This window comes from Enterobacter sp. RIT637 (assembly GCF_019718755.1).
Lineage (GTDB): Bacteria > Pseudomonadota > Gammaproteobacteria > Enterobacterales > Enterobacteriaceae > Enterobacter.
In genome coordinates this window covers 242,610-254,659 of record NZ_JAIHAZ010000005.1, presented here as the reverse complement: position 1 = coordinate 254,659, position 12,050 = coordinate 242,610, and the positions used below count along the sequence as shown (strand labels likewise).

Annotated in this window: 13 protein-coding genes and 1 riboswitch; of the genes, 7 read left to right on the top strand and 6 right to left on the bottom strand. The window is 57.6% G+C overall.

Features of this window, described 5'->3' with window-relative positions:
• Window positions 1-458: 458 nt before the first annotated feature.
• Both purH and purD read left to right on the top strand, forming a co-directional pair.
• Window positions 459-2,048 carry a bifunctional phosphoribosylaminoimidazolecarboxamide formyltransferase/IMP cyclohydrolase gene (gene purH / locus K5E19_RS11140; RefSeq protein WP_221551229.1) on the top strand — a complete coding sequence of 530 codons (1,590 nt, stop codon included), beginning with the start codon at window positions 459-461 and terminating at the stop codon, window positions 2,046-2,048.
• Window positions 2,049-2,063: 15 nt separating this feature from the next.
• Window positions 2,064-3,356, top strand: a complete 1,293-nt coding sequence (gene purD / locus K5E19_RS11135; protein ID WP_221551227.1) for a phosphoribosylamine--glycine ligase — start codon at window positions 2,064-2,066, stop codon at window positions 3,354-3,356.
• A gap of 43 nt (window positions 3,357-3,399) precedes the next feature.
• On the opposite strand, the gene K5E19_RS11130 is transcribed toward purD, so the two are convergent.
• The 6 genes from K5E19_RS11130 to nudC all read right to left on the bottom strand — a co-directional run bounded on the left by K5E19_RS11130 (window position 3,400) and on the right by nudC (window position 7,752).
• Window positions 3,400-4,092: a DUF1481 domain-containing protein gene (locus K5E19_RS11130; protein WP_221551239.1), complete on the bottom strand. Its 693-nt coding sequence runs from the start codon at window positions 4,090-4,092 to the stop codon at window positions 3,400-3,402.
• A gap of 11 nt (window positions 4,093-4,103) precedes the next feature.
• A complete protein-coding gene (gene hupA, locus K5E19_RS11125) occupies window positions 4,104-4,376 on the bottom strand; it encodes a nucleoid-associated protein HU-alpha (protein ID WP_002445246.1) in 273 nt (90 codons plus the stop codon).
• Between the two features lie 186 nt (window positions 4,377-4,562).
• Window positions 4,563-5,153, bottom strand: a complete 591-nt coding sequence (locus K5E19_RS11120) for a YjaG family protein (RefSeq protein WP_003862310.1) — start codon at window positions 5,151-5,153, stop codon at window positions 4,563-4,565.
• A 41-nt stretch (window positions 5,154-5,194) separates the two neighbouring features.
• Window positions 5,195-5,866, bottom strand: a complete 672-nt coding sequence (nfi, locus tag K5E19_RS11115; protein ID WP_080330442.1) for a deoxyribonuclease V — start codon at window positions 5,864-5,866, stop codon at window positions 5,195-5,197.
• A 9-nt stretch (window positions 5,867-5,875) separates the two neighbouring features.
• Entirely contained in the window at window positions 5,876-6,940 is a 1,065-nt protein-coding gene (gene hemE, locus K5E19_RS11110; RefSeq protein WP_029742041.1) for a uroporphyrinogen decarboxylase, read from the bottom strand.
• Between the two features lie 38 nt (window positions 6,941-6,978).
• Window positions 6,979-7,752: an NAD(+) diphosphatase gene (gene nudC, locus K5E19_RS11105; RefSeq protein WP_221551225.1), complete on the bottom strand. Its 774-nt coding sequence runs from the start codon at window positions 7,750-7,752 to the stop codon at window positions 6,979-6,981.
• A gap of 95 nt (window positions 7,753-7,847) precedes the next feature.
• Between nudC and rsd the strand changes: the two genes are divergently transcribed.
• From rsd to thiS, 5 genes are all read left to right on the top strand, one after another.
• Window positions 7,848-8,345: a sigma D regulator gene (rsd, locus tag K5E19_RS11100; RefSeq protein ID WP_221551224.1), complete on the top strand. Its 498-nt coding sequence runs from the start codon at window positions 7,848-7,850 to the stop codon at window positions 8,343-8,345.
• 54 nt (window positions 8,346-8,399) lie between these two features.
• A riboswitch (TPP riboswitch) is annotated at window positions 8,400-8,509 on the top strand.
• A 78-nt stretch (window positions 8,510-8,587) separates the two neighbouring features.
• Window positions 8,588-10,483 carry a phosphomethylpyrimidine synthase ThiC gene (gene thiC, locus K5E19_RS11095; RefSeq protein WP_221551223.1) on the top strand — a complete coding sequence of 632 codons (1,896 nt, stop codon included), beginning with the start codon at window positions 8,588-8,590 and terminating at the stop codon, window positions 10,481-10,483.
• Window positions 10,483-11,124, top strand: coding sequence for a thiamine phosphate synthase (gene thiE, locus K5E19_RS11090; RefSeq protein ID WP_221551222.1), 642 nt, complete (start codon window positions 10,483-10,485; stop codon window positions 11,122-11,124). Before thiC ends, thiE begins: the two co-directional genes overlap by 1 nt.
• Entirely contained in the window at window positions 11,111-11,866 is a 756-nt protein-coding gene (gene thiF / locus K5E19_RS11085; protein ID WP_221551221.1) for a thiazole biosynthesis adenylyltransferase ThiF, read from the top strand. Before thiE ends, thiF begins: the two co-directional genes overlap by 14 nt.
• Window positions 11,850-12,050: a sulfur carrier protein ThiS gene (gene thiS, locus K5E19_RS11080; protein ID WP_221551220.1), complete on the top strand. Its 201-nt coding sequence runs from the start codon at window positions 11,850-11,852 to the stop codon at window positions 12,048-12,050. The genes thiF and thiS overlap by 17 nt, the downstream gene beginning before the upstream one ends.

Genomic DNA, 12,050 nt, shown 5'->3' with positions numbered 1-12,050 from the left:
TGAGTGCCCACACAGATTGTCTGATAAATTGTTAAAGAGCAGTGCAACGCGGCTTTCGCTCACCGTTGCGAGGTGGCGTATATTACGCTTTCCTCTTTCAGAGTCAACCCGTTATTTCAGGATTTTTTCTCTTCAACCGAACCGCTTGTTGTGTGAAGTGATTCACATCCGCCGTGTCGATGGAGGCGCATTATAGGGAGTTCTCAGCAGGCCGCAACCGCTAAATGACAGAAAAATGACTGACTGCTGCATTCCACAGCAAAACCCCGCCTTATACCTTTTTACACACAGACTTATCCACAATGATACGAAAAAGTGAAAATGTGCGAGCGTTGCGCAAACGTTTTCGTTAAAATGCTCGCGCTTAACAAGGATGCCCCGTCAGGTGTGTTAGATGAGTTTTTCACAGGAAAATTCATCTAACGCTCTCTGTAATCGTGAAATCCAGGGGATTTACCATGCAACAACGTCGTCCAGTCCGCCGCGCTCTGCTCAGTGTTTCTGATAAAGCCGGTATCGTCGAATTCGCTCAGGCACTTTCCGCACGCGGTGTGGAGCTGCTTTCTACAGGCGGTACCGCTCGCCTGTTAGCAGATAAAGGTCTGCCGGTAACCGAAGTGTCCGATTACACCGGTTTCCCGGAAATGATGGATGGACGCGTCAAAACCCTGCACCCGAAAGTACACGGCGGTATTCTTGGCCGTCGCGGTCAGGACGACGCCATTATGGAAAAGCATGACATCGCGCCAATCGACATGGTGGTTGTTAACCTCTACCCGTTTGCCCAGACCGTAGCGCGCGAAGGCTGCTCTCTGGAAGATGCCGTAGAGAATATTGATATCGGCGGCCCGACCATGGTGCGCTCCGCGGCCAAGAACCATAAAGATGTGGCCATCGTTGTAAAGAGCAGCGATTACGACACCATTATTAATGAGATGGATGCCAACGAAGGTTCACTGACTCTCGATACCCGTTTCGACCTCGCCATCAAAGCCTTCGAACACACCGCCGCGTACGACAGCATGATCGCCAACTACTTCGGAAGCCTGGTGCCAGCCTACCACGGTGAAAGCAAAGATCCTTCCGGCCGCTTCCCGCGCACCCTGAACCTGAACTTCATTAAGAAGCAGGATATGCGCTACGGCGAGAACAGCCATCAGCAGGCTGCCTTCTATATAGAAGAAGAGGTAAAAGAAGCCTCTGTCGCGACAGCCCAGCAGGTTCAGGGCAAAGCCCTTTCCTATAACAACATTGCCGACACCGACGCCGCGCTGGAATGCGTGAAAGAGTTCAGCGAGCCAGCCTGCGTTATCGTCAAGCATGCGAACCCATGCGGCGTTGCCGTGAGCACCTCTATTCTGGACGCCTACGATCGCGCGTACAAAACCGACCCAACTTCCGCATTCGGCGGCATTATCGCCTTCAACCGCGAGCTGGATGCTGAAACCGCACAGGCCATCATCTCCCGTCAGTTCGTTGAAGTGATCATCGCGCCATCCGCATCCGAAGAAGCGCTGAAAATCACCGCAGCAAAACAGAACGTGCGCGTACTGGTTTGCGGCCAGTGGGCAGAACGCGTGCCGAGCCTGGACTTCAAGCGCGTGAACGGCGGCCTGCTGGTTCAGGACCGCGATCTGGGTATGGTGACAGAAGCCGACCTGCGCGTGGTGACCAAACGTCAACCGACCGAACAGGAACTGCGTGACGCGCTGTTCTGCTGGAAGGTAGCGAAGTTCGTCAAATCCAACGCTATCGTCTACGCGAAAGAGAACATGACAATCGGAATAGGTGCAGGCCAGATGAGCCGCGTCTACTCCGCGAAAATCGCGGGTATTAAAGCAGGGGATGAAGGTCTGGAAGTGAAAGGCTCCGCCATGGCTTCTGACGCCTTCTTCCCGTTCCGTGACGGTATCGACGCGGCAGCCGCTGTAGGGATCACCTGCGTGATCCAGCCTGGCGGCTCAATCCGCGACGACGAAGTGATTGCAGCCGCCGACGAACACGGCATCGCGATGATCTTCACCGATATGCGCCACTTCCGCCATTAATTCCCGGAGCTGAAAATGAAAGTATTAGTCATTGGTAACGGCGGGCGCGAGCACGCTCTGGCGTGGAAAGCGGCGCAGTCTCCGCTGGTGAAAACGGTCTTCGTGGCGCCGGGCAACGCCGGTACCGCACTGGAACCCGCGCTGCAGAATGTGGCTATCGGCGTGACCGACATTCCGGCGCTGCTGAGCTTTGCCCAGAGCGAGAAAATCGACCTGACCATCGTCGGCCCGGAAGCGCCGCTGGTAATTGGCGTCGTTGATGCATTCCGCGCGGCGGGCCTGACAATCTTCGGGCCAACGCAAGGTGCCGCGCAGCTGGAAGGCTCTAAAGCCTTCACTAAAGATTTCCTCGCGCGTCATAACATCCCGACGGCGGAATATCAGAACTTCACCGAAGTAGAGCCAGCCCTGGCCTGGTTACGTGAAAAAGGCGCGCCGATTGTTATCAAGGCCGACGGCCTGGCAGCAGGTAAAGGCGTGATCGTGGCGATGACCCTCGAAGAAGCAGAAGCCGCCGTTCAGGATATGCTGGCGGGCAACGCTTTCGGCGATGCAGGCCACCGCATCGTGATCGAAGAGTTCCTCGACGGCGAAGAAGCGAGCTTTATCGTGATGGTCGACGGCGAGCACGTCCTGCCGATGGCCACCAGCCAGGACCACAAGCGCGTGGGTAATGGTGATTCCGGCCCGAATACCGGCGGGATGGGTGCTTACTCCCCTGCTCCGGTAGTGACTGACGAAGTACATCAGCGCACCATGGATCGCGTCATCTGGCCAACCGTGAAAGGGATGGCGGCGGAAGGCAACACCTACACCGGTTTCCTCTATGCGGGTCTTATGATCGACAAGCAGGGCAACCCGAAGGTTATCGAATTTAACTGCCGCTTTGGCGATCCGGAAACGCAGCCCATCATGCTGCGCATGAAATCCGATCTGGTGGAACTGTGCCTGGCGGCCTGCGAAGGCAAGCTCGACGAGAAAACCTCAGAGTGGGACGAGCGCGCGTCTCTGGGCGTGGTGATTGCTGCGGGTGGTTACCCGGGCAACTACAACACCGGGGATGAGATCCACGGCCTGCCGCTGGAAGAGATTGACGGCGCGAAGGTGTTCCATGCCGGAACGAAGCTGGCTGAAGACGATCGCGTCCTCACCAACGGTGGACGCGTGCTGTGTGCGACCGCGCTGGGTCATACCGTGGCAGAAGCGCAGAAACGTGCCTATGCGCTGATGGCGGATATTCACTGGAACGGCAGCTTTAGCCGTCAGGATATCGGTTATCGCGCAATTGCGCGCGAGCAGGGCGAGTAATTTCACACCCTAACCCTCTCCCTCAAGGGAGAGGGAACTTAAATCAAAAACTCTTCTCTGTCGGCTGCCAGGTGCAGAAGTCTTCGTTCGCCACCAGCAGAAGCTGAGAGCCTTCCGGCGCTTCCAGCCACGCCACACTCACCTCCATTGATGAATGACGCTGACGGCGTTGAATGTGTTCTGTTGCCCAGGATTCGAGCTCAGGCTTGACCGTCTGCCCTTCGCAGGTTGTCACCGTCCCATCGGCATGCCAGCGCCCCTGGCGCAGCACCACGCGGCCCAGACGAAGCGCGTCGCTGGTCTGGCGGATTTGTTCGGCACGATAACGGTAGAGGGCGATTTGATCGCTGGAAAGCTGCTGTTTTTGACCGCTGACTTCGCGCTGCATAAAGCTCAGCTCGCCATGGTCGTCAAAACGCACTTTCACGTGTTCGGGGGTCTTGCTGTAGACGTTCAGTTCAATCAGCGACAGGTCATCTCCCTGCCAGCGATATTCCGCCGTCGACGTATTGCCGCTATGCCACGGACTAAACGCTGAAAGCAGATGTACTTCACCGCCTGAATCTTTGCGCCAGATCCTGACCGCGCCCTGGTTGTCCGCGTAACCGCTGGCGGTGAACGGAGGGAGGGAGGAGTCGTGGCTGCAGGCGGACAGCAACAGCATGCCTGCCAGCGCGAGCGCTCCACGCCAGAATGACAAAAGGGGCGTTGCCGCCCCTTCGTTAAAACTGTTCACTGCCACGCGTCTTACTTAACTGCGTCTTTCAGTGCTTTACCAGAAACAAATGCCGGCACGTTAGCTGCGGCGATTTTGATTTCTTTACCGGTCTGCGGGTTGCGGCCAGTACGCTCAGCGCGGTGGTTCACTTTGAAGGTACCGAAACCAACCAGTTGTACAGCATCGCCTTCTTTCAGAGACTCAGTAATAGCAGCCAGGGTAGATTCCAGAGCAGCTTTAGCCTGCACTTTAGACAGATCAGCCTTGTCCGCAATTACATCAATCAGTTGAGTCTTGTTCATAAGTTATCCTTTCAATGTGTTTATCGCTTGCTAAGCATCGAGTGCGACGAAAATGCCAAAAAAGCACTCTCCTGCATACACGCACCGATAGCCACTTTTTTTCGCCCCCCAAATGTAGACCAGACGGGGGGCAGAAGGGAAGAGTCGAGGAGCGACAAAACAGGCGTTAAATCACGTTTTGTTGTCTCATTGGTTAAAAATTATACCAATATTGCTCTCGCCGGCCTCACGTAAGTCCGCGCGCAGCCCTTTTATCAGCTCGATATCGCGTTCTTCGCACTCTGCCAGCAGGCGGAAAATTTCCCACTGAATGTCCCATTCCTGTTCAACCGCCGGGTTGGCACGCAGCTCTTCGTCGGTCATTTCGCGACCTTCCTGGGTCATTTCGAGCATCGCGACGGTCGTAATGGATGCCTTACTGACTTCGATGGCGTGCTCCAGCGTTTCACCGCTCAGGCGGGAGTGAATCAGCTCGCTTAACGCCACGCAGGCATCAATCGCCGGGTAGACACCGTACAGATCAAAATCATCCGCAGCGGGGATCGCCTCTTCCAGCTTTTCCAGCTGGGAGTCGAAATTCACCTTCGCGTCTTTGACCGTCAGCGTCTCCCAGATTAAATCCAGGATACGACGATAAATCTGGCCTTCGCCAAACGCCGTCTGCTTGCAGAACGCAGCATAGTTGGGATACATGCGCTCGCACAGGCAAGCCATAAACGTCACGTGCTGCCAGCTTTCCAGCTTCTCAAGGCGCAGATGAATCGGGTTTTGTAACATGATGATGTCTCGAATCGAAAATTAGCCGCAGTTTACCTGAATCACGGCTGAATTTCCTGCCAACGAACAAAAGCCGGACGCGAAGATGCCACGGCGTCTGCCCAGCGCGTCGGCTCCGGCAAGCGGTAGCCCTTCATGCAGCGCTGAACCCACGCCAGGGCACTGTCCATGCTGACCCGGTGCCCGGTGGCGATAAACAGCGGGTTGCAGCGCGCCTTGCTGCGCCAGACCCACGCAAGTTGCTCACCTTTATGGATAAGCGGCGCCAGCGCGCCCGGCTCGGCAGAAAGAGGTTCAAACGCGCCGCACAGGCGTTTTTTGGCGACGCCGATGGTCGGCACATCCACCAACAGCCCAAAGTGGCTGGCAACGCCTAAACGGCGCGGGTGTGAAATACCGTGTCCATCGACAAACAGCAGGTCTGGTTTTTGCGAGAGTTGCTCCCACGCTGCCAGCAGCGCGGGATATTCGCGGAAGGAGAGAAAGCCCGGAATGTACGGCATGGTGGTCGCAATACGCGCTACCTTGTACTCCACCAGCTCAAGCGAAGGGTATTTCAGTACCACCATCGCCGCTCGCGTCACTTCCCCACCCTGCTCAAACCCGACGTCCGCTCCGCCAATGTACTGCGGAGGATCCTTATCCAGACGATCCTCGCGGATCACCGATGAAGCCAGTTCGATTTGTTGAGCGCGTAGCGACGCGAGATCCATAACCACTCCTTACTTGTGATACTGGGCAGAAAGCCGATGCACCGCCTCCACAAATACGCCTGCGTGTTCTGGCGGCACATCCTGATGAATGCCGTGGCCGAGGTTAAAGACGTGGCCTTCACCCTGGCCGAAACCAGACAGTATAGTCGACACTTCTTCTTCAATGCGGGCTGGCGGCGCATAGAGCATGGACGGGTCCATATTGCCCTGCAGCGCCACTTTGTCGCCCACGCGACGGCGGGCATCGGCGATATCGGTCGTCCAGTCTAGGCCCAGCGCGTCGCAGCCGGTCGCCGCCATCGCTTCGAGCCACTGACCGCCACCTTTGGTGAACAGCGTCACCGGCACGCGGCGACCTTCGTTTTCACGCAGCAGGCCATCAACGATTTTGTGCATGTAGTACAGGGAGAACTGCTGATAATCGCGCCCGGTCAGCACGCCGCCCCAGGTATCGAAAATCATCACCGACTGCGCACCGGCTTTAATCTGCGCGTTCAGGTAGAGGGTAACGCTCTTCGCCAGCTTGTCGAGCAGCGCATGCAGGGCCAGCGGCTCGGCGTACATCATCTTTTTAATCATGGTGAAGGCTTTGCTGCTGCCCCCTTCCACCATATAGGTCGCCAGCGTCCACGGGCTGCCGGAGAAGCCAATCAGCGGCACTTCACCTTTCAGCTCGCGGCGAATGGTGCGTACGGCGTTCATCACGTAGCCCAGCTCGCCTTCCGGATCGGGGATCGGCAGCTTATCCACGTCGGCTTTGCTTTTGATTGGGGAGGTGAAACGCGGACCTTCACCGGTTTCGAAGTACAAGCCAAGGCCCATTGCATCCGGAATGGTCAGAATATCCGAGAAGAGGATCGCAGCATCCAGCGGGAAGCGGCGCAGCGGCTGGAGCGTCACTTCGCAGGCCAGCTCGGCGTTTTTGCACAGCGACATAAAATCGCCCGCCTGCGCGCGCGTGGCTTTGTACTCTGGGAGATAGCGTCCCGCCTGGCGCATCATCCACACCGGGGTGACATCAACGGGCTGGCGCAGCAGCGCACGCAGATAACGATCGTTCTTCAGTTCGGTCATTTTTGCAGTTCCTTAAGCGTCATGGCCTCAGTGTAACACTACTCATACTCGGCCCGACACATCGCCACGGTATCTTCTATCAGCCGACGCGCCACGGTGCCCGGCGGAGGCAACAGCGGTAAATCGTCATAGCGATACCAGTTCGCTTCCAGCAGCTCTTTCTGATCGATGACGATCTCGCCGCTGTCATATTCCGCCATAAACGCGGTCATCAGCGACATCGGGAACGGCCAGGGTTGGGAGGTGACGTAGCGCAGGTTCTTCACCTTAATACTGCTCTCTTCCATCACCTCGCGCGCCACCGCCTGCTCCAGCGTTTCGCCCACTTCAACGAACCCGGCCAGCACGGTGTGAATACCGTTGCGATGACGAGTATGCTGCGCCAGCAGGATGGAATCTTCCCGACGGATAGCGACGATAATGCACGGCGCAATCTGAGGATAGTAGCGCTCGCGGCAGTGGCTGCAGAGCATCGCCCACTCGGTTTTGCTCGGGTGCATGGTATGACCGCAGTAGCCGCAGTATTTATGCGAGCGGTAAAACTCCGCCAGCTGCACGCCGCGCCCCGCCAGCTGGAACAGCCCGACATCCTGATCCAGCACCTGCCGCACAGACCCCATATCCTGGCGACGCGCTTGTTGGATCAACCACACCGGCTCGCCCTGCCACTCGCCGATCCACAGCGCGGTTTGTCCTGCAAGATCGAACGTTTCCGCCGTGCCATGGGGGATTTCCCCGGCAGGAAGCCATAGTTTTTGTTCGTGACTGACGATCCACCAACCCAGATCTGATTTTTCAATAATACGATCCATATCTATTGCACTACCTTCGCTTCACTGACATGTTGTTAGCATTGTGGTTACATTTTGGATAAGCAGATTCAATCCTAAACCTTGCGGAGTCGACCATGTTAAACCAGCTAGAAAGCCTGACTGAGCGCGTTAGAGGAAGTAACAAACTGGTGGATCGCTGGCTACATGTGCGCAAGCATCTACTCGTGGCTTATTACAATCTGGTCGGTATTAAGCCTGGCAAAGAATCGTTTATGCGGCTGAACGAAAAAGCGCTGGATGATTTTTGCCAGAGGCTGGTCGACTATCTGTCCGACGGCCATTTCAATATTTATGAACGCATTATCCGCGAAATGGAAGGGACAACTCCGTATTTAGCGGCCAGTAAACTCTATCCGCTGCTGGAAGCCAACACCCAGCAGATCATGGATTACTACGATTCCACGCTCGAGAACGCCATCGATCACGATAACTATCTTGAGTTCCAGCAGGCGCTATCCGACCTCGGTGAAGCGCTGGAGGAGCGATTCACGCTGGAAGATAAGCTGATCGCCCTCGTGCTGGACAATGATTTGAATATCAGCAATGAAGAGAACGTCGCGCGCCCTGCTTGAGTTCTTAATCGTTAACGAGTAATTTACAACCATTCGCCCCTCTCACGAGGGGGATTTTTCTTGTCGGAGTGCCCAGTGTGAAAGCACGGGCTGAGACCGTTAATTCGGGATCCGCGGAACCTGATCAGGCTAATACCTGCGAAGGGAACAAGAGTCACACTGCTGTTGTATCGCCCGAGGGCGATCCTCTCTTGCTTCATCCGTCGTCTGACAAGCCATGTCCTTCACTTTTGGAATGAGCTATGTCTACTGCAAAACTGACCCGCCGCGAACAGCGCGCACAGGCCCAACGCTTCATCGACACGCTGGAAGGCACCGCTTTCCCGAACTCGAAACGCATCTATATTTCCGGCTCGCAGGCCGATATTCGCGTCCCAATGCGCGAAATCCAGCTCAGCCCGACGCTTATCGGCGGCAGCAAAGAGAATCCGCAGTTTGAAGACAACGAAGCCGTGCCGGTATACGACACCTCCGGCCCGTACGGCGACCCTGATGTTGCCATCAACGTCCAGCAGGGTCTGGCTAAGCTTCGCCAGCCGTGGATTGACGCGCGCAACGACTGCGAAGAACTGAGCGTACTCAGTTCTGCGTACACCAAAGAACGTCTGGCCGACGACGGTCTGGACGAGCTGCGCTTTACCGGTCTGCTGACGCCAAAACGCGCCAAAGCGGGCAAATGCGTGACCCAGCTGCACTACGCGCGCCGGGGTATCGTCACGCCAGAAATGGAATTTATCGCCATCCGCGAAAACATGGGTCGCGAGCGCATCCGTAGCGAAGTGCTGCGCTATCAGCATCCGGGTGAAGGGTTTGGCGCTCGCCTGCCGGAGAACATCACGCCGGAGTTTGTACGTGACGAAGTGGCCGCCGGCCGCGCGATTATCCCCGCCAACATCAACCACCCGGAATCCGAGCCGATGATTATTGGCCGCAACTTCCTGGTGAAGGTCAACGCGAACATCGGTAACTCGGCCGTGACTTCCTCCATCGAAGAAGAGGTGGAAAAGCTGGTCTGGTCCACGCGCTGGGGTGCGGATACGGTAATGGACCTCTCCACTGGCCGCTATATTCACGAAACCCGCGAATGGATCCTGCGTAACAGCCCGGTACCGATTGGCACCGTCCCGATTTATCAGGCGCTGGAGAAGGTCAACGGCATTGCCGAAGACCTCACCTGGGAAGCGTTCCGCGACACGCTGCTGGAGCAGGCTGAACAGGGCGTGGACTACTTCACCATTCACGCGGGCGTGCTGCTGCGCTACGTGCCGATGACGGCGAAGCGTCTGACCGGCATCGTCTCGCGCGGCGGCTCCATCATGGCGAAGTGGTGCCTGTCACATCATCAGGAAAACTTCCTCTACGAGCACTTCCGCGAAATTTGCGAAATCTGCGCCGCGTACGATGTCTCTCTGTCGCTGGGCGATGGCCTGCGTCCGGGCTCTATTCGCGACGCGAATGACGAAGCGCAGTTTGCCGAGCTGCACACCCTGGGCGAACTGACCAAAATCGCCTGGGAGTATGACGTGCAGGTGATGATTGAAGGCCCAGGCCACGTGCCGATGCAGATGATCCGCCGCAACATGACCGAAGAGCTGGAGCACTGCCACGAAGCGCCGTTCTATACCCTGGGACCGTTGACCACCGACATCGCGCCGGGCTACGACCACTTCACGTCAGGCATTGGGGCGGCGATGATCGGCTGGTTCGGCTGCGCCATGCTCTGCTACGTGACGCCGAAAGAGCACCTCGGCCTGCCAAACAAAGAAGACGTGAAGCAGGGGCTGATCACCTACAAAATTGCCGCCCACGCGGCGGATCTGGCCAAAGGCCACCCGGGTGCGCAAATCCGCGATAACGCCATGTCGAAGGCACGCTTCGAATTCCGCTGGGAAGACCAGTTCAACCTGGCGCTGGACCCGTTCACCGCCCGCGCCTATCACGACGAGACCCTGCCGCAGGAATCAGGCAAAGTCGCGCACTTCTGCTCTATGTGCGGGCCGAAGTTCTGCTCGATGAAAATCAGCCAGGAGGTGCGCGACTACGCCGCCGCGCAAACCATTGAAGTGGGGATGGCGGACATGTCAGAAACCTTCCGCGCCAAAGGCGGCGAAATCTACCTCAAAAAAGAGGAGGCGTAATGTACCAGCCCGATTTTCCCCCGGTGCCCTTCCGTTTAGGGCTCTATCCGGTGGTGGACAGCGTGGAGTGGATAGAGCGCCTACTGAAGGCAGGCGTTCGCACCCTCCAGCTGCGCATCAAGGATAAACGCGATGAGGAGGTGGAGGCCGATGTGGTTGCCGCCATCGCGCTTGGGCGTCAACATAACGCCCGCCTGTTTATCAACGACTACTGGCGGCTGGCCGTTAAGCACCAGGCGTACGGCGTGCATCTGGGTCAGGAGGACCTGGAAACAACGGATCTGAACGCTATTCGCGACGCCGGGCTACGCCTTGGCGTTTCAACGCATGATGACATGGAGATCGACGTGGCGCTGGCGGCCCGTCCCTCCTACATCGCGCTGGGTCACGTCTTCCCGACGCAAACCAAGCAGATGCCCTCCGCACCGCAGGGTCTGACGCAGCTGGCGAGTCACGTTAAACGCCTTGCCGATTACCCCACCGTCGCCATCGGCGGGATCAGCCTTGAACGTGCCCCCGCGGTGCTGGAGACCGGCGTCGGCAGTATCGCCGTCGTCAGCGCCATCACACAGGCCGCAGACTGGCGGTTCGCCACCGCGCAGCTGTTACAGCTGGCAGGAGCGGGTGATGAACGATCGTGATTTTATGCGCTACAGCCGTCAGATCCTGCTGGAAGATATCGCCATCGACGGGCAGCAAAAGCTGTTCGCCAGCCGGGTGCTGATTGTCGGTCTGGGCGGACTAGGTGCGCCCGCCGCGCTTTATCTGGCAGGCGCAGGTATCGGTACGCTGGTGCTGGCCGACGACGACGAGGTACACCTCAGCAACCTGCAGCGGCAAATCCTTTTCACCATGGAAGATATCGACCAGCCTAAAGCGCAGGTCACCCGGCAGCGGCTGAACCAGCTTAACCCGGACATCGAGCTGATTGCCCTGCAGGAGCGGCTCAGCGGTGAACGCCTGCAGCGTGAAGTCGCCCTTGCCGACGTGGTGCTGGACTGCACGGACAATATGGCGACGCGTCAGGCGATTAACGCCGCCTGTGTGGCACATAACACGCCGCTTATCACCGCCAGCGCGGTCGGTTTCGGCGGACAGATGATGGTCCTGACACCTCCGTGGGCGCAGGGCTGCTATCGCTGCCTGTGGCCGGACGATGCCGAGCCAGAGCGTAACTGCCGCACGGCGGGCATTCTCGGTCCAGTCGTTGGTGTGATGGGCACGCTGCAGGCGCTGGAGGCCATCAAGCTGCTCAGCGGCATGGAGACGGAACGCAATACGCTGCGGTTATTTGATGCGCGCTCAGGCGGCTGGCGCCATCTGGCCTTGCACCGCGCCAGCCAATGCCCGGTATGCGGAGGCCACGATGCGCATTCTGTTTAACGATGAGCCAATTAAGTGCGATGACGGACTTACCGTTGCCATGCTGCTCGAAAGGCTACGCCAGCTCAAGCCGGGAACGGCGCTGGCGCTCAATCAACAGATCCTGCCGCGCGAGCAGTGGGAACATCAGCAGGTCAATGAAGGCGACCAGATCCTGCTGTTTCAGGTCATCGCAGGGGGCTGA